The 22193-nt window shown below is 39.2% G+C and carries 18 protein-coding genes and 1 pseudogene; 11 read left to right on the top strand and 8 right to left on the bottom strand.

Annotated features, from left to right (window positions below):
* Positions 1-156 (bottom strand): annotated as a pseudogene (locus A9J31_RS15460) (IS5/IS1182 family transposase); the annotation flags it as partial.
* Positions 157-626: 470 nt separating this feature from the next.
* Here A9J31_RS15460 and ilvD (A9J31_RS11285) point away from each other — a divergent pair.
* The 4 genes from ilvD (A9J31_RS11285) (at position 627) to A9J31_RS11270 (ending at position 6573) form a co-directional block, all read left to right on the top strand.
* Positions 627-2456: a dihydroxy-acid dehydratase gene (ilvD, locus tag A9J31_RS11285; RefSeq protein WP_081410317.1), complete on the top strand. Its 1830-nt coding sequence runs from the start codon at positions 627-629 to the stop codon at positions 2454-2456.
* Positions 2457-3145: 689 nt separating this feature from the next.
* Positions 3146-4831, top strand: coding sequence for a dihydroxy-acid dehydratase (ilvD, locus tag A9J31_RS11280; RefSeq protein WP_067765736.1), 1686 nt, complete (start codon positions 3146-3148; stop codon positions 4829-4831).
* Positions 4832-4982: 151 nt separating this feature from the next.
* Positions 4983-6305, top strand: coding sequence for a hypothetical protein (locus tag A9J31_RS11275; protein WP_067765733.1), 1323 nt, complete (start codon positions 4983-4985; stop codon positions 6303-6305).
* Positions 6286-6573, top strand: a complete 288-nt coding sequence (locus A9J31_RS11270) for a chorismate mutase (RefSeq protein ID WP_067765730.1) — start codon at positions 6286-6288, stop codon at positions 6571-6573. The genes A9J31_RS11275 and A9J31_RS11270 overlap by 20 nt, the downstream gene beginning before the upstream one ends.
* A 98-nt stretch (positions 6574-6671) precedes the next feature.
* On the opposite strand, the gene A9J31_RS11265 is transcribed toward A9J31_RS11270, so the two are convergent.
* Complete coding sequence (locus A9J31_RS11265; RefSeq protein WP_067765727.1) at positions 6672-7481, bottom strand: toll/interleukin-1 receptor domain-containing protein; 810 nt, start codon at positions 7479-7481, stop codon at positions 6672-6674.
* A gap of 93 nt (positions 7482-7574) precedes the next feature.
* On the opposite strand from A9J31_RS11265, the gene A9J31_RS11260 reads away from it, so the two are divergent.
* Both A9J31_RS11260 and A9J31_RS11255 read left to right on the top strand, forming a co-directional pair.
* A complete protein-coding gene (locus A9J31_RS11260; RefSeq protein ID WP_081410316.1) occupies positions 7575-8042 on the top strand; it encodes a TIR domain-containing protein in 468 nt (155 codons plus the stop codon).
* Positions 8039-8914 carry a DUF4231 domain-containing protein gene (locus A9J31_RS11255; protein WP_067765724.1) on the top strand — a complete coding sequence of 292 codons (876 nt, stop codon included), beginning with the start codon at positions 8039-8041 and terminating at the stop codon, positions 8912-8914. The genes A9J31_RS11260 and A9J31_RS11255 overlap by 4 nt, the downstream gene beginning before the upstream one ends.
* Positions 8915-9052: 138 nt before the next feature.
* Here A9J31_RS11255 and A9J31_RS11250 read toward each other — a convergent pair whose 3' ends face one another.
* Positions 9053-9544 carry a pyridoxamine 5'-phosphate oxidase family protein gene (locus A9J31_RS11250; RefSeq protein ID WP_039624381.1) on the bottom strand — a complete coding sequence of 164 codons (492 nt, stop codon included), beginning with the start codon at positions 9542-9544 and terminating at the stop codon, positions 9053-9055.
* 201 nt (positions 9545-9745) lie between these two features.
* On the opposite strand from A9J31_RS11250, the gene A9J31_RS11245 reads away from it, so the two are divergent.
* The 4 genes from A9J31_RS11245 to leuA all read left to right on the top strand — a co-directional run bounded on the left by A9J31_RS11245 (position 9746) and on the right by leuA (position 13448).
* The gene (locus tag A9J31_RS11245; protein ID WP_067765721.1) at positions 9746-10066 is read left to right on the top strand and encodes a type II toxin-antitoxin system RelE/ParE family toxin; all 321 of its coding nucleotides are present in this window, start codon (positions 9746-9748) and stop codon (positions 10064-10066) included.
* Positions 10059-10331, top strand: coding sequence for a NadS family protein (nadS, locus tag A9J31_RS11240; protein ID WP_004641921.1), 273 nt, complete (start codon positions 10059-10061; stop codon positions 10329-10331). Before A9J31_RS11245 ends, nadS begins: the two co-directional genes overlap by 8 nt.
* 536 nt (positions 10332-10867) lie before the next feature.
* Entirely contained in the window at positions 10868-11632 is a 765-nt protein-coding gene (locus A9J31_RS11235) for an AraC family transcriptional regulator (RefSeq protein WP_067765718.1), read from the top strand.
* A 118-nt stretch (positions 11633-11750) separates the two neighbouring features.
* On the top strand, positions 11751-13448 hold the full coding sequence (leuA, locus tag A9J31_RS11230) for a 2-isopropylmalate synthase (RefSeq protein ID WP_067765715.1): 1698 nt from the start codon (positions 11751-11753) through the stop codon (positions 13446-13448).
* A gap of 128 nt (positions 13449-13576) precedes the next feature.
* On the opposite strand, the gene A9J31_RS15740 is transcribed toward leuA, so the two are convergent.
* A complete protein-coding gene (locus tag A9J31_RS15740) occupies positions 13577-14368 on the bottom strand; it encodes a hypothetical protein (RefSeq protein WP_005166851.1) in 792 nt (263 codons plus the stop codon).
* Positions 14369-15231: 863 nt separating this feature from the next.
* Between A9J31_RS15740 and A9J31_RS11215 the strand changes: the two genes are divergently transcribed.
* The gene (locus tag A9J31_RS11215) at positions 15232-15969 is read left to right on the top strand and encodes a sulfite exporter TauE/SafE family protein (RefSeq protein WP_067765709.1); all 738 of its coding nucleotides are present in this window, start codon (positions 15232-15234) and stop codon (positions 15967-15969) included.
* A 9-nt stretch (positions 15970-15978) separates the two neighbouring features.
* Here the strand turns inward: A9J31_RS11215 and A9J31_RS11210 are convergent, their stop codons facing one another.
* The 4 genes from A9J31_RS11210 to A9J31_RS11195 form a co-directional block, all read right to left on the bottom strand.
* Positions 15979-16881 (bottom strand): LysR family transcriptional regulator, encoded by a 903-nt coding sequence (locus A9J31_RS11210; RefSeq protein WP_067765706.1) that lies wholly within the window; start codon positions 16879-16881, stop codon positions 15979-15981.
* Positions 16882-17010: 129 nt separating this feature from the next.
* Positions 17011-18315, bottom strand: coding sequence for a solute carrier family 23 protein (locus tag A9J31_RS11205; RefSeq protein WP_067765704.1), 1305 nt, complete (start codon positions 18313-18315; stop codon positions 17011-17013).
* A 297-nt stretch (positions 18316-18612) separates the two neighbouring features.
* Positions 18613-21297, bottom strand: a complete 2685-nt coding sequence (gene ppc, locus A9J31_RS11200; RefSeq protein ID WP_067765701.1) for a phosphoenolpyruvate carboxylase — start codon at positions 21295-21297, stop codon at positions 18613-18615.
* A gap of 152 nt (positions 21298-21449) precedes the next feature.
* Complete coding sequence (locus A9J31_RS11195) at positions 21450-22073, bottom strand: TetR/AcrR family transcriptional regulator (RefSeq protein ID WP_150923049.1); 624 nt, start codon at positions 22071-22073, stop codon at positions 21450-21452.
* Between the last annotated feature and the right edge of the window lie 120 nt (positions 22074-22193).

The following is a 22193-nucleotide window of genomic DNA, read 5'->3' as shown; positions in this document are numbered from 1 at the left end:
GGAGTAGGTTTGATTTCGCCCTTGTTTGCCTTTTGATGGCGCATACCATTGCGTAGCAGGATCAAACCAAATGGCAATATTTCCGCGACTCATAAGTGCTCGGTTATATGCGGGCCAATTGGTTGTGCGGTAGATTTTGTGTGCAGGCTTCTTCATTTGAAAATTATATCGCTGAAAAAGCCTTTACAGATAGGTTTGTGCAACAAAGCCGTATCTCTTTAAAAACGTTTAAAATTAAGGCAATAAAACCGATCAAAATGTTATTGAAAAAATGACTTAATTAAGCGTCTTAAATCAGCTTTTATATAACCCAATATTCAATATTTACTTATTTTAAATAAATTATATTTATATAAAATTTAAAAATTATTCATGAAAGTTTTGTATTGTCTCTACAGTGATGGCGGTATAGTAGATTTCAGTTAAAAGATTTTTGTCGTCAAATCAGCAAATTCAATTGATCGACCCTTCTGCCTATTACCAATATGAAAAGGCCATCTTTAAAAACAATGGCTTGGTGTATGATAGGGTTAAAATTTGACTGATTTAACATCATTGTCAGTATGATTTAGCCAGAATGACTCGCGTAGATTCATTTCAAGCTCAAACTTTGTTGGAAATATAAAATGCCTGACTATCGCTCAAAAACATCGACACACGGAAGAAATATGGCTGGCGCACGCGGTTTATGGCGTGCGACAGGGATGAAAGATGAAGACTTTGGTAAACCAATTATTGCCGTAGTGAACTCTTTCACCCAATTTGTACCGGGTCACGTTCATCTTAAAGACCTTGGTCAGCTTGTGGCGCGTCAAATTGAGCAAGCAGGCGGTGTTGCTAAAGAATTCAATACCATTGCGGTTGATGACGGTATTGCGATGGGTCATGATGGCATGTTGTATTCATTGCCTTCACGTGACTTGATTGCTGACTCAGTTGAATACATGGTGAGCGCGCACTGTGCGGATGCCATGGTATGTATCTCTAACTGTGACAAAATCACCCCAGGAATGCTAATGGCGGCTATGCGCTTGAACATTCCAGTGGTATTTGTATCTGGCGGTCCAATGGAAGCGGGTAAAGTTAAAATCCGCGGCAATGACAAAGCGATCGACTTGATTGATGCCATGATTGTAGCTGCTGATGATAACTACACTGACGAAGAAGTGGCTGAATACGAACGTTCTGCATGCCCAACTTGCGGCTCATGTTCAGGTATGTTCACCGCAAACTCAATGAATTGCTTAACAGAAGCATTGGGTCTGTCTTTACCGGGTAACGGTTCTACACTGGCAACACATGCCAACCGTAAAAAACTATTTGAAAAAGCGGGTCAATTAATCGTAGAAATTACCAAACGTCACTATGAACAAGATGATTACAGCGTATTGCCACGTGAAATGGTGACCAAAGCATCGTATGAAAATGCCATGACTTTGGACATTGCGATGGGTGGTTCAACCAATACTGTTCTTCACTTGTTGGCTGCTGCCAATGAAGCTGGCGTTGATTTCACCATGGACGACATTGACCGCTTATCTCGTAAAGTGCCAGTTCTGTGTAAAGTTGCACCTGCGAAAAACGATGTGCATATGGAAGATGTACACCGTGCGGGCGGCATTATGTCAATTCTAGGTGAATTGGATCGAGCTGGCTTACTCGATACATCTGTGGGCACCGTACATGAAAAAACACTGAAAGATTCTTTAGATAAGTGGGACATCATTCGTACTGAAAATGAAGATGTATACCAATTCTTCCGTTCAGCGCCAGGCGGTGTACCAACGCAAACTGCATTCTCACAAGATCGTTATTACCAACGTCTTGACGGTGACCGTGAAAATGGCGTGATCCGTAATGCTGAACATGCGTTCTCGAAAGACGGTGGCTTAGCTGTGCTTTACGGCAACATTGCGCTCGATGGTTGTATCGTAAAAACTGCGGGTGTAGATGATTCAATCTTGAAATTCAACGGTACTGCACGTGTGTTTGAAAGCCAAGATTCAGCAGTAGAATCGATTTTGGGTAACGAAATCAAAGCAGGCGATGTGGTTGTAATTCGTTATGAAGGTCCACGCGGCGGTCCGGGCATGCAAGAAATGCTGTACCCAACCAGCTACCTAAAATCGAAAGGTTTAGGTAAAGAATGTGCGTTATTGACTGACGGTCGTTTCTCTGGCGGTTCATCAGGCCTTTCAATTGGTCACGTTTCACCTGAAGCAGCAGAAGGTGGTGCAATTGGTTTGGTGGAAGATGGTGATTTAATCGAAATCGATATTCCAAACCGTACCATCAACTTAGCTGTTGATGACGCTACGATGGCAGCTCGCCGTGCAGCGCAAGAAGCCAAAGGTTGGCACCCAGTAGAAGAGCGTCCACGTAAAATTTCGAAAGCTTTGAAAGCGTATGCGATGCATACCACGAGTGCAGCGAAAGGTGCAGTACGTGAAATCTAAATTTTAGATTTCCAAATAAAAAAGCACTCCAAATGGGGTGCTTTTTTAATTTACATCTACATAACTTGCATTGGATACGAGGAAATGTCATCCGCAACTGTCTGAGGCAAACGGTAATTTAAAAGTGAATGTTTCTGCGATCATTTTTTTAGTTGCAAACAGTTGCCGAGTTTTGCGGATGACAAATGGTTTTGGTTACTTTTGCCGGAACAAAAGTAACATACGAGCTCCGAAAATTAGCTTTTATAGAGGTAAGACTCCGCTGTAATCAGCTTTTAAATGAAATAATGGGGCAATAATTCTAAGTTATATATTTCTTAATCTGATTAAAAATAATGTTTCTTGAAGCAACTAAATAAAATTTAATAATTAGTTGATGTCATTAAAATTCTAAAAAAGACAGCCTCGAATAGTAGCTATAATTTATATGGCTTTGTGTAGGCAATCCCTTACTTTTGAAAGATCAAAAGTAACAAAAATCTTTTGTTCTCCTGATATGGCATCCCTGCCATACAGGAAAACAGCGACTTCCATGTCGCTTTGTCATGTGATTGAATGGTATTGCATGCGCTAAAAATCTCTTTTGTTGGGATGTAATTTCTTTTACATACCGAGCGCTTTCTATACAATCAATTTAAAAGAATCCGCCAAAGCTGAGGCACGAAATCAGCGATCACCAAGGAACAACAATGAGTAAAAATAATATCCGCGAACATTCTGCTCCTGTTTATGAAGGCATTGAAAATGCCCCTGCACGTTCTATGATGCGTGCAACAGGTTTTGATGATGATGATTTTACTCGCCCCTTTATTGGTATTGCATCGACTTGGGCCAATGTCACGCCATGCAATATGCACATTGACGGCTTAGCGCGCGAAGCAGAACAAGGTGCCAACGCTGCTGGCGGTAAAGGCATTATTTTTAATACTATTACTATTTCGGACGGCATTTCCAACGGCACGGAAGGCATGAAATATTCATTGCTGTCGCGGGAAATTATTGCCGATTCCATTGAAACGGTTGTGGGCTGTCAAGCCTATGACGGCGTGATTGCCATTGGCGGCTGTGACAAGAACATGCCCGGTTGTATTATGGGCTTGGCGCGTTTAAATCGTCCGGGACTATTTATTTATGGCGGCACCATCAAACCCGGTGTAGGGCATACCGACATGATTTCAGTCTTTGAAGCTGTGGGGCAGTATGCAAAAGGTGAAATTAACGAGATTCAAGTTAAACAGATTGAAGAAGTTTCACTGCCGGGGCCTGGCTCGTGTGGTGGTATGTATACGGCCAATTCTATGGCTTCAGCCATTGAAGCCTTAGGCATGAGTTTGCCGGGTTCATCGGCGCAAGAAGCAGTTTCAGCAGATAAAATTGAAGATTGCCAACGCGCAGGCGAAGCAGTTATGAATTTGCTGCGTTTAGATATTAAACCACGTGACATTATGACCAAGGCTGCTTTTGAAAACTCGATTAAAGTGCTGATAGCTTTAGGGGGTTCAACCAATGGCGTACTGCATCTGATTGCCATGGCGCATACAGCAGGAGTTGAACTGTCTTTGGATGATTTTGTACGGATTGGTAAAGACATTCCCGTGGTCGCAGATGTGCGTCCATCCGGTAAATATTTAATGTCGGAACTGATTGCCATTGGCGGGATTCAGCCATTGATGAAACGTATGCTGGATGCCGGTATGCTCGATGGTTCTTGTTTGACGGTAACCGGTAAAACTTTGGCGGAAAACTTAGCAGATGTGCAGGATTATCCTGAAGGTCAGCAGATTATCTTGCCGTTTGATGCACCGATTAAAAAAGATTCGCATCTGGTGGTGCTCAAAGGCAACTTGTCACCGACTGGCGCTGTGGCAAAAATTACTGGTAAAGAAGGGCTGCATTTTGCAGGGCCTGCGCGTGTCTTTGAAGGTGAGCAAGGCGCAATGCGCGGTATTCTAGATGGCGAAGTCCAACCAGGTGAAGTAGTAGTAATTCGAGGAGTGGGGCCAAAAGGCGGCCCGGGTATGCCGGAAATGCTAAAGCCGACCTCTGCTATTATTGGCAAGGGTTTAGGGGCCTCGGTTGCCCTAATTACCGATGGCCGCTTCTCTGGCGGCAGTCATGGATTTGTTATTGGGCATGTGACACCGGAAGCTTATGAAGGCGGCCCGATTGGTTTAGTGCAAAATGGTGACCAAATTTCAATTAATGCCGAAACCCGCGAAATGACGTGGCAGGTGTCTGAAGAAGAAATTTCCAAACGCCGTGCAGCTTGGGTCAAACCGAAACCAAACTATACTTATGGTGCTTTAGCTAAATTTGCAAAACTCACGACGGGCGCAGAAAAAGGTGCGGTCACTGATCTAAATCTGGACGTCTAATCCATTGTTAAACGTTGAACATTTTGCCTTGAGTTGATATAAGTTTTGCACAAGACTTATATCTGCGGCAAAACATCTTCATAATAAGATGTAAACACCCTAAATGTGCTGACAGGGCTTAGCACGACCACATTGTTGAGGCAAAAAACGCATGTCACTGTTACGCCGTTGGTTCGATCCAATCCGATCGAGTTGGTTCTATCAGAAACCGACCCGACAAGCGGTGTTACCCACGGACCAAGGCTTAAGTGTTTATCTTCGACTGGATGATGTCTATAGCTATTTGGCGGCGCAGCAGTTACCACAGCTCGAAGAAATTCTCAGTGATGAGATTAAACCGCTGAAAGTGATTATTTCCAGCCAAGCAGCAGAGCCCCCCAACCAAATGTCAGCGGTTGAATGGCAGCAGTATTGCCTGAATGATGCCAAGATCTTATCGCGTCAGCATCGATTTAGTTTTCATGACACCCCAGAACAGCCACCACAAGAAGCACTAAAACAGGCTGAAACCATTCTAAAAAACACGCCACTGCGCGGCCAAGATTTTCTCTATTTACTTGAAGATGTGTTTCATATGTTGTGGCAAAAGCAGTACGGCAAACTGCGTACACTATACGCCATGGCGAGCCGTCATCATCAAGCCCAAAATTTCCCTGAACGTATTTTTAATGATGAGCCAATTTTGTCGGGTTACTTCGAATTTGGTGAACGTAAATATCATTCAGTAGATGATTTACTGCGTTTAACGCGCCGGTTAAAACAACAAAAACTGCTGACCGATAACCCAATTTTTATGATTAATCATATTGAATGGCGTGAGCATTTAATTAGTGATGCCGAAGAGTTGAATGAAATTCAGGGGCTAGATCCTGAGTTAGACCTGTATATTGCCATGGAAGATCCGATTTCATGGCTACTGCTTGCGTATATTCGTGAAGAACTGGCAGCCTATTACAATATTCATTTAAATGTGTATCCATTGTCATATCATGGTCGTGATTTGTTTGACTGGAGCCTTGCAACGCGTTTATCTAAAAGGACTGAAGTTAAGTTCACGCCATTTTGCCGGCCTACAGAAGCTGCGACATTAGCTATGTCACAGCTTTACTACAGTGCGCCCGAAGAGCAGCGTATTGATGCGATGTATCGCATTTTGGAAGCCGTATGGACCAAAGGGCGTGATTTATCCTTCAAAGCACATTTTCAGGCTTTACAGTATGAGTTAGAGATTTCTGAACTGAGCACTGAGGATATTGCTGAAAAATTAAAAGAAAATGATATGCACTGTGAGATGAAGTCACAGCCCGATTTTCCTGTTTTAGAATTACGTATTGCAGGTCAAAGCTATGTATTTAATAGCTTATACCGCGTTTGGATGATTGAAAGTATTTTCAGTAATGTGTTAGAAGAGAAGTATAAAAGTGAAAACACCGCTGAAAGTGAAGCCAGAGAAGATGAAGAAAGAAAAAGTTGAGTCATTAGAGCAAGCCCGCGCACAGATTGATGTGATTGATCAGGGAATTATTGAGCTCATTGCTGCACGTCAGTTTTATGTCGATCAAGCGGTGCGTTTTAAGCGTTCAGTACAGGATGTTCAATCACCAGAACGTGTCGAAGCGGTGATTAGTAAAATTCGTCTACAAGCCGCAGAGCACGGTGTAAATGCAGATATTGTGGAACGTTTATACCGCGATATGATTCAGCATTTTATTCAACGTGAGTTGAAAGAAATCCGCCCATAGTTGGGACGGATTTGAATTTCGTATAAGAGATTTTATGTTAAATAGGCCCTTTCTTAGGGGGCTATATTTTTAAATAAGTTCTAATTCAAAGTTTTCTTTCAGATATGATTATTAATATTATCCGAAATGGAATCTATACCTATATCACGTGAAATTTCATTAACCTCTTTAATAATAAAATGTGGAGAAACTCCTTTTTCTATAAGGTTTTCAATAATTATTTCTTTAGGAACACCATCTCTTAGCATCTCAAAGATTCTTTTTTTAGCTTGGTTTGGAGAAATCATATTTCTCCCATGAATACCTTGATTTTTTACGGATAATTCAATATTTCTAATTCTTTTATCAAAAGTTCTAGTTGTTTCCAATAATTCTAACAAAATATTTTCTTCAGTTCTAATGACTGGTTGTGGGGTCTCATTTGCATATCTCACAAGAATAGCATCAAGATCGCTTTCAAACTTAGGCCAATAAGTTTCAAAAACAGTCTCCAGAATATCATCTCGTAATTTATGTTCTTTTAAGGATTCATTTAATGTATCTATTAACGCTCTCATATTCTCTTTATTCGGAAGAGTATGGTTGAACTGAGATAAAGGGGGTTCAATATCTGTAGGTTGGAGATCTACTAAAAATGTGCATACTCTAGAAGATGTTAAACCTCGGGCTAAAGATCCAGCTTCGAATAGAATCCAAGGCTTATTTAAGTTCTCTTTTGTTAAGCAAATAATTCCTATAGTAGTATGTTGAAGTTGATCAGCAACCTCAGTAAACCAAAGAGCGCCCCGACCAATATGCTTAGTTGAAATCCAAGGATCTACTGCTTGTAAAACACATCTAATCCATGAATCTAATAGTTCTGCCGTTTCTTTACTTTTGTCTCCAGACCAGCTCAAAAAAACTTTCATTTTATCTCAATAGTATTTTTAAATTTTAATTATTATATTGATATTTATATTAATATACGAATTATTATTTTATGAGTCATTTAAAGAAAAGTTATGACATCAAAAGTTTTTTTTAGTTTCAGTAGTTCTGATATAAGTCACTATTATTTAATGAAAGCATGGAAAAAAAACCCTCATACAGATTTTACTTTTATTGATTATCAATTACCTACTGCTATTCGTTCTGAGAATATTCCATATATTAAGAGAATTTGTAAGGAGAGAATTGATTCAGTAAGCACATTTGTACTGTTGATAGGTAAAGATACAAAGTTCAAAACTACTTTTGTGAAGTATGAAGTTGAATGCGCGGTCAAGAAGGGTTGTCGATTATTTGCTTTAAATCTTAATAACTCTAGAAAATCTGATAGCTTATGCCCTGATTTTATTAAAGATTTAGGATTTGTTTTCTTGCCATATTCGCAAAAAGCATTAATGTATTGTTTAGAAAACATTCCTAAACATGAGGTTGGGAAAAATTATGTATTATCAGATGCTACATACAGAAAGTTGGGCTTATGAAAGATACAGATTTTCCTAATTGGTTTCAGGTTTCAGATAAGCTTTCAACAAAATATCAGAATCGGTTTTATCTTCTTTATTTTTCACATATTTTGTCCTTAATACTTCTTACTGGAATATCTCTTTATCCAAATGTTTCAAAATGGACTATTTCATTCCAAATTATTATTGTTATAGGCGTCTTAATTTCATCATTAGGCTTATTTCTGAATAAGCCAGATAGAAAGTGGTATTCAGCGAGATCTCTAGCTGAGTCTATTCGAACTATTACATGGCGTTTTGTAACAAGAGCAGAACCATTTCATGAAGATTATGATATTGCTAAGGTTAAATTTGTTAATTCAATTAAAAAAATAACAAACCAAAATCAAGAATTGAAGCTTTTAATTTCTGCTGACATTAATGAAGATTTAATTTCATATCGAATGCAGGAATTGAGGAATGGTAATTTACAGAAAAGAAAATCTGCATATCTGTCATACAGAATTGAATCACAATTAGGCTGGTATAAGAAAAATTCAAGAAAAAATAATTTTAGATCTAATTTATTGTTTTCAATAGTTATTTTTCTAAATATAATTGCTCTTGTTTTGGCTGCTTCAAGATTAGGATATATAGAAGAGAAAGTGTGGCCAACAGATATAATAGTAACAGCTGCTATAGGTTTAGTAGGCTGGATACAGGTGAAAAAATATTCTGAATTATCTACATCATATTCTTTAACAGCATCAGAAATAACACAGATTAAAATAGATTATTTTTTATATCCAATAAACAATGAAAAAGCTTTTTCTGATTTTGTTGGCGATACAGAAAATGCATTTTCACGCGAACATACCCAGTGGTATGCACGGAAAGATCATTTTTCTTAATCTTAAAGTTTTCCTAAAATTAACATAATACACGTTATGCGAAATTAGAAAAATGAGTTTATTGTACTGATATTTATCTGTTTTTTAAAATTTAGACCTGGGTTGGTGCCCAGGTTTTTTTATTGCGTATAACAACCATTATGTTAAATGATCCATCATATTAGGATATTTTATCCATCTATAGTTATTAACCTTAAACTCTCTAACATGAGTAAAATCAGACCAAATTAATTTACTGCCTTTCGTCCACTTTAAAGATTGAATACGCAGATTTACTTTTAATTTTTCTTGTTCTGTTGCAGGTCTTAAATCCCCAAGCTCACCATAGAGTCTTACACCAGGATGAGAGTTAAATTGCCCTTTAATGAATGACGATAACCAAAAAACTTTGCTTGAGTTCACAGCACAGATACAAACATTTTTATTTTGTTTTAGATTTTCTGCTAATTGATGAGAAAATGAATCAAACAGAAAACCTGTTCCATCATCATTCAAGAAAACTGTTCCTATTGGAGTAATGTTAGGTATTCCCTCGATAGATACGCTAGCAATATTTACATGCATATTTGCTTTTTGCGCTTTAATAAAAACATCTTTAATTATTTTCCAGTTATTCAAATCAATTTTCATTTTTATAAGTCCTTATTCCAATTCCATTTATTTGTAACTTACATCTGTTTTTAGTTCATTGACTAGAAGAACTAATTTTATATTTTTATAGATATTCTAAAATTAACATAATACTGATTATGCGAAACGAGAGCCTACAGCTCTCGTTTTTTTATTCTAAAACTGCTAAAATTCTTATACGCCATTGACGTACTTGAGCTCATGTTATTCATTGAAACCAGTGTTTTTACCAAGCAAATTAAAGAGCTTGTAAGTGATGAAGAGTATCGTCAGCTCCAGCAAGATCTTTTGGTACAACCTGATAAAGGTGACTTAATCAAGAATGGTGGTGGAATTCGTAAAGTACGCTGTACTCAAGGCAATAAAGGTAAAAGCGGCGGCATTCGGGTGATCTATTATTGGGTCACAGAAGATGATCAGATATTTTTCCTGGTGGCTTATCCAAAGTCTGTGAAAGATAATCTGACAGACAAAGAAACATCGATCCTGCGTCAATTAGTAAAGGAGCAATTTCATGGATAACAACTTATTTGATGACCTGGTTGCTTCAATCAAAGAAGCTGGTGCCATCAAACGTAATGAGATAAAGGCCAGTCGAGTCACAGAGCTTGAATTGCCAGATATTAAAGAAGTACGTGAGAAAACTGGATTAACGCAAGCAGAGTTTGCTGCACGTTTGCATATTAGCGCGAGAACGCTACAGAACTGGGAACAAGGCCGACGCTATCCGACTGGTCCTGCAGCGACTTTAATTCGCATTCTGGATGCCCATCCAACTTTGATCTAAATATTTTAGATAATAAAAAACCCCAGCATCCTGCCGGGGTTTCTCATATTGGGTTGCTAGGTATGACTCCTGTCTTACCTCACGCTCCTGGTGCGATCTTTCTTATTCTTGTTGTTTGGAACATCCTGTTCTCTATGACTTCATCATAGGAAAATTCACCTATCCTGGATAGCCGTAAAGGGCCGAGTTTTATGTGAGCCAAAGCGTACAAAATAGCCTAAATTTTATCCCCAGCAATTGGGGATAGTTTTGGAACCTGGATCCGTATGAAATGGGCACTGATTGCTAAATTGATCATTTTTTAGCCAATTTTCTTGGCAAAAACTATCAAAATCGATCATAAAAAAGCCGACTTGTTTCAAAGTCGGCTTTTTGGGCATTTTTGGATTTTTCTATTTTTATTAAGTAGTTGATATTTAAATTAATATACAAGTGTATTGCGTATAATCGCCATTATGTTAAATGGGAATTACCCTTAATGATTTATTCTTTATCAATCATATAAAATACTTCCTCAAGCTTAAGAGATATTTATAGTGCATTATTCTCATGGTCAGCTCAATTATCCAGTTTATGCTTATGCACAATCGTATGCTGATGGATATGTAGAGGGGACTCATCAACATGACAGAATCCAGTTACTACATACTCTCTCTGGAGTCATTCATGTTCGAACATCAGAAGGAATATGGGTCATCCCTCCATCTAAAGGTATTTGGATACCTCAAAACAAAAAACATTCAATCAAGATATTTGGTAATGTGGAGGCTCGAGGAATATTTGTTGATCCCTTTGCCCGTGCTGATTTCAATACGCAATGTAGTGTTATTGCTATTCCAAAACTTCTGTCAGAACTTATTAATCAGGCTGTACAGATAAAAGAAGAAGTCTTACCTCACACTAGAAACGAACGGCTTTTGGAACTCATATTAGATGAATTACGCTTTTTAGAACAAATTCCATTCCGTTTGCCGGAACCAAGGTCAGAGATACTCAAAGAAATTTGTGAAAATATCAAAGTTGATCTCTCCAAAACCAACCATTTAGAGATAGTTGCCGGACAGCATGCCTTAAGCTCTAAAACACTTTCAAGGCTTTTCCAAAAAGAACTCAATATGAATTTTAGTGTATGGCTGAAGCAAGCAAAATTGCTACAAGCCTTAACTGATTTGGAAATGAGAAAGCCGATACTCAATATTGCTTTAGATTTAGGCTATGAGAGCCCCAGTGCTTTTTCTTATATGTTTAAAAGACAAATGGGCATGACACCTACAGAATATATGAAGAAAAAATCAGATTAGATTTAGATTAGATTTAGATTAGATAATGTCTTTTTATCGATAGTATTTGTCTTTAAGTCGAAAGAAAGACAAAAAGTGATGCTTCATGATGATGTGATTCAAACAATAGGAGCACATCATGTTAAGCCACCCTCAAAACAAATATCGCCCATTTGAATTTTTAGATTTTTCAGAGAGAACTTGGCCAAGTCAAAAAATTACGACTGCTCCTGTTTGGTGTTCTACTGATTTAAGAGATGGAAATCAGGCATTGGCGAATCCTATGGATCATCATAGAAAGCTAAAATTTTTCCAGTTACTGGTGGAATGTGGGTTAAAACAGATTGAAGTTGCATTTCCAGCTGCATCAGAAACGGATTTTAATTTTGTACGATACCTTATTGAAAATAACCAAATACCAAATGATGTTTGTATTCAAGTCATGACCCAAGCCAGATCCGACTTAATTGAAAGAACCTTTGAGTCTTTAACTGGAGTAAAGCAAGCGATTGTTCATGTTTACAATGCCACGGCAGAAGTCTTCCGTAGAATCGTATTTCAAAAGACTAAACAGGAAGTGATCGAGTTAGCCCTTGCATCAACCAAGCAGGTTAAATCCTTATGTGAACAGTATCCAGAAACAAAATGGACGTATGAATATTCTCCAGAGACTTTTTGCTTTACCGAGATTGAATTCGCTCTAGAAATTTGTGAAGCAGTCGCTCAAGTATGGGATCCGAGTCCTGAGAATCCAATGATTATTAACTTGCCCACGACTGTCGAGGTGAGCACTCCTAATATTTTTGCTGATCAAATTGAATACTTCTGTAAACATTTCTCTAGAAGAAATCAGGTCTGTATTAGTGTGCATCCACATAATGATAGAGGGACAGGCGTTGCTACAGCTGAACTTGCATTACTCGCAGGTGCAGACCGTGTTGAGGGTTGTCTATTTGGTAATGGTGAACGTACAGGAAATGTAGATCTTGTGAACATTGCTTTGAATATGTACACACAAGGTGTTTCACCCGAACTTGATTTTTCCGATATTAAAAAAGTGGCTGAAATCGTGAAAGAATGTAATGAACTTCCTATTCATCCACGGCATCCTTATGTCGGTGAGTTGGTTTTTACTGCTTTTTCAGGTAGCCATCAGGATGCGATTAAAAAAGGTTTTCAAGCCAGAAGTACCCAATATCATTCATTTTGGGAAGTTCCTTATTTGCCTATAGATCCAGTTGATTTAGGATGCAGTTATGAGGCAGTCATTCGTGTCAATAGTCAGTCGGGTAAAAGCGGTGCTGCATGGATATTACAGCAGAATCATGGCATAGATTTACCACCAAATTTACAAAAAGATTTTAGCCAAATCGTGCAAAAGCTGACAGATAATAATCAGAAAGAATTATCTCATGCTGAAATTTGGACAGTATTTAGAGAAGAATATGGAATCAGCGTGGAGGGCTGTGATTTTAAACTTGTAAATTATCAATCAAGTAAAAAAGATGATATTTATGAAGTTAAAATATCTATTGAGTTAAAAGATGAGATTATCAATCTTGTAGGTTGTGGAAATGGGTTGTTATCTGCATCAGTCAATGCTTTAAATATGAAATGGCCTTGTAAAATAACGATTGCTGAGTATTCAGAACATACTTTAGGAAAGCAGAGTAGTAGTCGGTCTATTAGTTATATTCGTTGTATAGACTCTAGAGGGCATGCGTATTGGGGAATAGCAATTGATACCGATATTGCTACAGCATCTATTCAAGCACTATTGAATGCGTTTTCTAAGTCGTACAAATTTAATTATTTAGAAAGTCTACAATTAACATAATACACGTTATGCGAACTTCTAAAATTGAGACTATAACCTTAATTTTTATATATTTTTTTAAATTTAACACCTAGGTCAATGCCTAGGTTTTTAAATTTCGTATAACCGCCATTATGTTAAATGGGGAACTATTTAGTTAGTTTTTGAGGTGATGGAGCAGAGTTCCATGTACCTAATAAGCGCCAAATTGCACTATCTATCTCTTGCCATTTGTCCCAATTATTTAAATTCGTTTCCCACTGAACCCATATACCGCCATATTTATTGGGCTCATAACTCTCTCCTCTAATTTGAACAAATCGATTATCTACCGTATTTTCTAAAGCAACTACATCCAATAAAACACCAGCAACATCCTGTTCTTTGGATTTCCCATAACAACCATAGAAATTATCAGCCACTTTTTTTGGGTAACAAGTCAGACCATATTTTTCAAATTTTGAATTTTTCTTAAAAAATTCTTTCCTTTGTAAAAATGTCTTATATGTGTCTAATTTCTCAGCTCGCATATCTATGGTAAGACCTTCGATCCTGACTCTCACTTGGTCATCATGATCAGGTAAATAGCCATCTGTTGCTTGAAAATCTAAATTGCTTAATTTTAAATCAAACTGTAATTGTCGATTCGAATCAGGCATCGGCAAACTGTCAGCTTCTTGTTGTGCAATAGGTTCAAATTTTTCAGGTGTATAATCAATTGGAAATTGACCTAAATAGTGTTCTCGTGCAGGTCTATAAAACTCATAATCAAATTGATCAGGTATATGTTCTCGTCTCAGTCCAAGTTTCGCTTTAACTATCAATTGTGGATTCTGTTTCCATGTCACTAGATCTCCTTCCTGAGGAATATATGATTTTTCTTTAGGTGTACATCCTATAAGAAAAACCAAACATAAAGAGACCATTACTTTGTGCTGCATTATTTTTTCTCTTTAATAGAGTTTATTTTTTAAATCTGAATCAGTTTAGTTTCTCTAAAATTAACATAATACACCTTATACGAAACGCTAAAATTGAGTTTATTACACTGATTTTTATTTGTTTTTTTAAATTTAAAACCTAGGCCAGTGCCTAGGTTTTTTTATTTCGTATAACAACCATTATGTTAAATGAAAATAAATGAGTTAAAGAGCAGCTTCTAGCAGAACTATCATTAAAAGCTGAAAACATAGATATATGATTGATGCATATATCATTATCTGAGACATTTTATCTAAACTAAAAAAAGTGTAGCTTATTAAAATATTTAAAAAAATTACTAAAATTGTAGAAAAAAGGATATTCAAAAAATTATTAACTTTATGTTTTTTTATAAACCTAAAGATTATATAAATGAGCAAACTTGATGCTGAATTTATACAAAATATAATTGGGTAAAATAGCATGAAAAAGAAATTTGATATTGAAATTATGAATCCAAATATATTTAATCCGATAAAAATTTTCCAAAATTTATGCATATTTTACTCATTAATTATCAATTTTTTCTAAAATTAACATAATACACGTTATACGAAATTATTTAGATTTTCACATAAATATCAATTTCTTAAGTGAGACTATTTAAGTAACTAGCAGATTGGAACAGTTTTTATATCACTATTCAAGAAATACGCTTATATTTTATTCAAAATCAAAATAGTTTGTTAAGCCCATCTACGCTATCAGTTTTAGACGTTAAAACCCAGCCTCAACTTTTCATTGAGGCTCTATTCCAAAAACACTGATTTTTCAAAGCGCCTGAATTGCATAGCATAGAGCCAATTCTTCAGCGAGTTTCGCCATGATTTGGTTCGTCATCACAGTTTTTGCAATCGCAGGCCTAATTAAAGGCACGATTGGACTAGGTTTACCTGCGGTATCGATGGGCTTACTCACCATGGTGATCAGTCCATTTCAGGCCGCCACGTTATTGATCATTCCATCTATGGTCACCAACTTTTGGCAACTATTTGCTGAAGGGCAGGTAATGCGCCTGATTAAACGTTTTTGGCCGTTATTAATTGGGATTATCGTCGGATCAATTTGGAGTATTTTTCCAACTTTAGGGCATGGTGAATTTAAAAGTGAAGCTTTACTAGGGGGCATGTTGGCACTATACGGACTGTATGGACTTTGCGCCAAAAGCCTGCTGAACTTTGCAGCACACGAAAAATGGCTGTCTCCAATCATTGGTTATCTTGGTGGAGCATTGACTGTGGCAACGGGTGTAGTGGTGATCCCTGTGGTGCCATATTTGCAAGGCTTACAGCTTAAACGTGATGATTTGGTGCAGTCACTTGGTCTTGCTTTTACCACCTCAACCATTTGTTTAGCAGTGTTCTTACAACAAAATCCGGTCGAAGATATTCCCATTGATTATGCCATTTCCGCTATGGCGCTTATACCGGCACTGATTGGCATGTGGGCAGGGAAAAAAGTCCGTTACCGCATTCCAGAACAAAAATTCCGTAAGGTGTTTTTTATCGGGTTGATTGCCCTCGGTGGTTATATGATGCTGCACCAGTTTGGCGTGATTTAAAGGTTAGACTTAGCTATCCAAAGCAGATTTTTGTGACAGTAGAAACTGACTGAAATGCTGATAACTTACAGGCAAGTCATCAAAATTGCGCGCTGTAAGCAGTAGTTTTCGATTCGCCCACTCACCAATCAGTTCAACTTGACTAAAGGCGTATAGGGTTCTTAATCGCTGCGCTGCGCGTTTTGGCATAATCGCAATGCCCACACCATTGGCCACCACTTGGGCAATCGCGGCGAAATTCGGCAGGCGCAGTCGGTATTGGATTTCACAGCCGAATAATCTGGCTTGCGCTTCAATAGACTGCTGTAGCGAATGATATTGCATGAGACCGACAAAGGGATAATTCAAAATTTGCATTGGCTGTACCGCTGACTGTGCCACCAGTTCATGCTGCGGCGGGCAGATCAGTACTAATGGATCTTCGGCAAACTCTAAGGTTTGTAAATGCTCGGATTTAAAGAAACCAGATATCAGACCGAGTTGTGCGCTGCCTAGTTCAATGGCAGCAATGATGTCTTTGGACTCAGCTTCATGTAGTTCAATTTGGGTATTGGGATTTTCCACTAAATAACGCGGTAGCAAAACCGGTAGATATTCACTTTGCGCTGAAGAATTACACCATAAGGTCATGCTCGAGCTTAGACCTTCGGCAAAAGGCAGCATGGCTTGTTCGAGCTGTTGTCCTTGGCGCAAGATTTGCTGCGCATGTTCCATAAAGGTTTGTCCAGCCAAGGTGAGCTTGACGCCTTTGGCCTGACGTATAAACAGGGTCGTGCGGTAGTGTTGTTCGAGTTTTTTAATCCGTTCACTGGCTGCCTGTAAGGAAATGGCAGAATGCGCAGCACCTTTGGTCAGGCTGCCTGTATCTACAATATGCAGCATCAGTTGCAGGTCGAACAAATCCAATCGCATACAGCACTATCCTAGGGTAATGGCTTATCTTACCGAAATATCAGGCAGAAAAAAAAGCAGCCCGTTGGCTGCTTTCAAAATTCAATCAATATTTTTCAATCGTTTTTATGCTTTGTAATTGGCTCAGACTTATTCTGATTTATCGCCCAAGCTAAAGAACCAGTTCAAAATCAAGGCTGCAAAGGTTGCAGTACCAATACCACCTAGATTGAAGTTACCGAATTGCAAGGCAAAGTCACCCGTACCTAAAATAATAGTAACTGCTGCAACCATTAGGTTCTTGTTCTTAGAGAAATCAACTTTGTTTTCAATCCAGATTTTAGCACCAGCGATGGTGATCAAACCGAATACCACAATAGAGGCACCTGTCAAAATCGCTTGTGGAATGGTATGAATAATCGCGCCAAATTTTGGTGAAAGACCAAGGAAAATGGCAAATACACCTGCAAAGACAAAGACGATGGTTGAGTAAACGCGAGTCACTGCCATCACACCAATGTTTTCACCATAAGTGGTCATACCTGGGCCGCCGACACCGCCTGAAAGCGTGGTTGCAACACCATCCGCAACAAAAGCTTTACCAATGTGCGGATCCAGATTTTCACCTGTCATCGCACCGACAGCTTTAATGTGACCTAAGTTTTCTGCAACCAAAATCAAAGCAATTGGTGCAATGATCAGCATGGCATTGAAATCAAAAACAGGCGAATGGAATTGAGGAACACCAAACCAAGCGGCTTCTTGTACTGGAACGAAATTGATTGGCGTGCCATGACCCATGACATTGGAAATGATGTAATACACCAAATATGCCAGTAATAGACCGACCAATAGCAATAAGCGTTGTAATAAGCCCTTCGTGAACACAGCAATTGAACCCATACATAGTACAGTTACTAAAGCCATCCACATATTAAAGTTATTACCGGCAACCCCTTTAATGGTCACTGGGGCAAGGTTGAGACCAATGATCATCACCACTGCACCTGTCACTACAGGTGGCATGAGTTTTTCAATCCAACGGGTACCCGTTGCCATCACGATAAATCCAAAAATGGCATATAAAATACCGCAGGCCATAATCCCGCCAGCAGCCAATGCGATATTGGCATTTGCTGCACCAGTACCTGACGCTGCATAACCTGTTGCGGCAATGACCACACCAATAAAGGCAAAGCTTGAGCCCAGATAACTTGGTACACGACCACCAGTCATAAAGAAGAACAAGATGGTACAGATGCCCGACATTAAAATTGCAAGGTTGGCATCAAAGCCCATCAAAAATGGCGCAAGGACAGTTGCACCAAACATTGCAAAAGCATGTTGTATCCCCAATACAACACTTTGCACCGGAGGTAGGTACTCATTGGTACCTACAGGACGTGCATCAATATTGCCTTCGTACGGGCGCCATTTGGGAAACCAATTGGACATAAAATGAGCACTCAATAGATAAATTGTGCACATCATACTCTTGTTTTTTAGAAGATTTAATCTCTTTTAAAAATATTTTGTTCAAATTAATTACCTGACTTTACATGTATTTTTACCAAGTGGTAAAAGTTTTTTATATGTAAAATTAATGTTAAATCATGTAATTAATCATTGTTGGTTTTTTATCTTAGTTCATAAATTTTTCTTATTTTATATATTCCTAAACAATTTAAAGCTAAAGTGATTGCTTAAAAAAAAAGCACATCCATGGATGTGCTTCGTTTGGGGTTGGAAGTTTTAGCCAGTATTACGTAGACCGGCAGCGATACCGGCAATACTTACCATCAAGGCATGATCAACAGGCGTATTTTCTGCTTGGCGTGCTGCCAAATAAGCACGACGGCGTTTCATTAACTCGGCTTGCAGTAAATGTAGCGGCAGTAGATAGGGCTTACGTACTTTCATGGATTGATCGAGTACATCATTGCTACTCAGCAGTTTTGACTCACCTTTAAGTGCCAATAAGGTTTGTACTGCATCACGTAGGCGTTGGCGGAGTTCTTCGCCAAGTAATTTCAAATCAGCATCATCTGTCAGGTGAGATTCATAATACAGTGCTACATGACCATCAGCCTTAGACAAGACCATTTCCAACATATCAATTAAGGTTTGGAAATACGGCCACTGTTGTAGCATTTCTTCTAAGGTTGCTTTTTGACCCTGATCAATCACCTGATTAATTGCAGCACCTGTGCCTAACCATGCCGGTAGCATTAAACGAATTTGCGTCCAAGCAAATACCCAAGGAATGGCACGAAGAGACTCAATGCCACCGCTGACCTTACGTTTAGCAGGGCGGGAGCCAAGTGGTAGCATTTGTAACTCAAGTTCAGGCGTTACGGTACGCAGGTATTTTACAAAATGTGGATTTTCACGCACGGTTTGGCGATAAACCTGAACCGATAAATCAGTCATGCTGTGCATGAGCTTGCGCCATTCCTGTTTGGGTTCAGGCGGTGGCAATAAGGTCGCTTCTAAGGTCGCTGCGGTGTAGATTTCCAGGTTTTGTAAGGCAATGCCTTCTAATCCAAACTTGAAGCGAATCATCTCGCCTTGTTCAGTCACCCGAATTGCACCTGAAATCGAACCCGGCGGCTGCGAAAACAGTGCTTGTTGGGTTGGCGCGCCACCACGGCTGATAGAACCGCCACGACCATGGAATAATGTCAGTTGTACATCATGTTTTTTCGCAACCGCGGTTAATTCTTCTTGGGCACGGTACTGCGCCCAGTTGGCCGACATAAAGCCCGCATCTTTGGCTGAGTCTGAGTAACCAATCATGACTTCATGTTTACCCTGAATATGCTGTTTATACCAATGCATATTAAATAGGGTATTCATGGTGCGTGATGCGCCATCCAAATCTTTCAGGGTTTCAAATAGCGGAACCACACGCAGGGCTTGCTTAATACCTGCTTCTTTTTGTAGTAATAGCACAGCCAAAACATCACTTGGATGCTCTGCCATTGAGATAATATAAGCACCTAAACTTTCAGCAGGTTGTTCGGCTAGGGTACGCATCGTGGCGAAGACTTCTTGTACATCTGGATGTTCAATCAGGCTTTGTTTTGGCTCATTTAAAAACTTCGGTAACAGTGGACGTTTGCTTTGGAGTTCCTGAATCAAGAAGTTTTGACGGGCTTGCTCCGTCCATGTTTCAAAATTGCCTAAACCTAAATATTCGGTAATGGCAGAAATGGCTTGGCGATGACGTGTGGATTCCTGACGAATATCTAATTTGAGTAATTCGATACCGAAACAATTCACTCGATGAATAAAGTCGAGTAACTGACCATTGGCAATTTCAGGTAAACCGCTGTCAATCAGAGAGCGATAGCAAACCAACAGTGGATCAAGCAACTCATGGCGGCTTTTAATGACTTGGCTATCGTCCGCATCTTCGCCACGGAGTTTCAGTGCCAACCAGTGACGAGTGGCTTTGAGGCGTTCACGTGCATCACGTAGATATTCACGATACGGTTCAGGGTGGAAATGACCCAAGGCATCACTAAGCTCTTTGCTGCATTCTTGAATCGAAAGTTCCCAGCGCAGGTCTTCGATATCGCGTAAATACAGGTCGGCAGCTTTCCAACGTGAGAGCCACAGCACTTCTTGAGTAATGTTATGGGTGACGTTTGGGTTGCCATCACGGTCACCTCCCATCCATGATGCAAAGCGCACAGGGGCAACATTTAAAGGCAAGGTCTTGCCACAGTGGTCTTGTACCATGCCATCCAACTCACGCATGAATTTGGGTACAGCATTCCATAAGGTCTGTTCAATGGTGGTGAACCCCCATTTAGCTTCATCGACAGGGGTTGGGCGGTGTTGACGAATTTCGTCGGTTTGCCATGCCGAACAAATCAGTTGTTTTAAATCATCTAAAACCGCTTTGCGTTCGCGTGGCGTAAGTTTTTGTTGATCCATTTTAAACAGGCAATCATTAATCCCATCATATTTTTGGATCAAGGTACGGCGGCTAACTTCGGTTGGATGTGCAGTCAGTACCAATTCAATTTTTAATTCACAAATTTGTTGGAACAGTTGTTCTGCGCTGATGTTATTGCTTTTAAATTTTTCAAATAAATGATCCAGTGGATTCGGTGAGGGCGCTTGCTCATCAAACTCACTTTGGCGACGGCTGCGCACCACATTGTATTGTTCGGCAATATTGGCAAAGTTGAGAAAGTGCGTAAATGCACGGGTCAGTGGCAGAATTTCTTCATCTTTTAAATTTAAAAATAATTGTTCTAACTGTTTTTCGGCTTCAACTTGTCCATCGCGCGCGCCTTTAGACAAAGCACGAATTTGCTCTACCTGATTAAACAAATCTTGTCCTGCATGCTGCTTTAGGGTTTCACCCAATAAATTGCCCAGTAAGCGCACGTCTTCACGTAATGGAGCATCAATTTGTTGAATCATTTGTTATTTCTCCGCGTATTCCTGTCTCGACTATACCCCGAAAGTGCCGTGGCAAAAGGGGGTACAGACAAAAGTCGGATGACTTTTCTAGGTAAATGAGCAATAGCTATGCCATTTGTTTCAGTTTAGCGTTGAAATATTTCAGAAAATGCTTAGTTTTGCGTGCCGAGTTGATATTTCAGCATAAAGATGTCGATGGCAGAGTGAATAATGGCCTGCCGCTCTGCTGCTTCAGGTACTGGGCGCATGCCCAATAAGACTTCTTGATGGCGTAGTCCCATCAGTAGCGACACAATCAGTTCAGTTTGTCGGGCAGGATGATCCTGCTGAATGAAATTTAAAGCCGCTGCATCTTGAAAGAAATTTTCCCAAACCTGTCGCATTTTCAAATGTGAAGCACGATAAAATTGCTCGACCAAAGGGCTATGTTCAGCAGCTAATTCTAAAAGCAACAAATCGAGCTTAATGGCTTCTGGCAAATTGACGATGTTCAGGGCGAGTTCGCAGACTTCGTTTAACACCACAATAAAATTGCTGTCAGCTGTTAGTTCACGTGGACGGGTACTTAAGATGTGCTCGCATGTGTCTTCAATGGCGCAGGTAAATAAAGTCGCTTTGTCTTGAAAGTGGTTATACACCGTGAGTTTGGTCACGCCAGCATTTTGCGCAATTTGATTCATACTGGAGCCGTGATAGCCCATTTCTAAAAATAGCTGCTTTGCCGACTCTAAAATGCGTTGTCGTTTTTCTAAGTCTTTCGGGCGGCCGACGTTCATTTGCTGAAAAAATTCCAAAAAAGGCGAAAAGGTCATTGATTTCGGATAAATAATCTAATTAATGTACCGCATGGTTTATTAATTAAAAAATAACCAAACTAATTGAATAATATTCTGCCC

It is taken from the genome of Acinetobacter gandensis, assembly GCF_001678755.1.
GTDB classification, from domain to species: Bacteria; Pseudomonadota; Gammaproteobacteria; order Pseudomonadales; family Moraxellaceae; genus Acinetobacter; species Acinetobacter gandensis.
Note: the sequence above shows the minus strand (reverse complement) of the source record. Positions and strands in the feature narration are given on the sequence as shown.

Coding starts and splice junctions, on each gene's coding strand:
- A9J31_RS11245 (WP_067765721.1), top strand. CDS start 9,746: ATGTTATTCATTGAAACCAGTGTTTTTACCAAGCAAATTAAAGAGCTT.
- A9J31_RS11255 (WP_067765724.1), top strand. CDS start 8,039: ATGAAAGATACAGATTTTCCTAATTGGTTTCAGGTTTCAGATAAGCTT.
- A9J31_RS11215 (WP_067765709.1), top strand. CDS start 15,232: ATGATTTGGTTCGTCATCACAGTTTTTGCAATCGCAGGCCTAATTAAA.
- A9J31_RS11275 (WP_067765733.1), top strand. CDS start 4,983: ATGTCACTGTTACGCCGTTGGTTCGATCCAATCCGATCGAGTTGGTTC.
- A9J31_RS11195 (WP_150923049.1), bottom strand. CDS start 22,073: ATGAACGTCGGCCGCCCGAAAGACTTAGAAAAACGACAACGCATTTTA.
- A9J31_RS11270 (WP_067765730.1), top strand. CDS start 6,286: ATGAAGAAAGAAAAAGTTGAGTCATTAGAGCAAGCCCGCGCACAGATT.
- A9J31_RS11205 (WP_067765704.1), bottom strand. CDS start 18,315: ATGTCCAATTGGTTTCCCAAATGGCGCCCGTACGAAGGCAATATTGAT.
- A9J31_RS11260 (WP_081410316.1), top strand. CDS start 7,575: ATGACATCAAAAGTTTTTTTTAGTTTCAGTAGTTCTGATATAAGTCAC.
- leuA (WP_067765715.1), top strand. CDS start 11,751: ATGTTAAGCCACCCTCAAAACAAATATCGCCCATTTGAATTTTTAGAT.
- A9J31_RS11265 (WP_067765727.1), bottom strand. CDS start 7,481: ATGAAAGTTTTTTTGAGCTGGTCTGGAGACAAAAGTAAAGAAACGGCA.
- A9J31_RS15740 (WP_005166851.1), bottom strand. CDS start 14,368: ATGCAGCACAAAGTAATGGTCTCTTTATGTTTGGTTTTTCTTATAGGA.
- A9J31_RS11250 (WP_039624381.1), bottom strand. CDS start 9,544: ATGAAAATTGATTTGAATAACTGGAAAATAATTAAAGATGTTTTTATT.
- ilvD (WP_067765736.1), top strand. CDS start 3,146: ATGAGTAAAAATAATATCCGCGAACATTCTGCTCCTGTTTATGAAGGC.
- ppc (WP_067765701.1), bottom strand. CDS start 21,297: ATGATTCAACAAATTGATGCTCCATTACGTGAAGACGTGCGCTTACTG.
- A9J31_RS11210 (WP_067765706.1), bottom strand. CDS start 16,881: ATGCGATTGGATTTGTTCGACCTGCAACTGATGCTGCATATTGTAGAT.
- ilvD (WP_081410317.1), top strand. CDS start 627: ATGCCTGACTATCGCTCAAAAACATCGACACACGGAAGAAATATGGCT.
- nadS (WP_004641921.1), top strand. CDS start 10,059: ATGGATAACAACTTATTTGATGACCTGGTTGCTTCAATCAAAGAAGCT.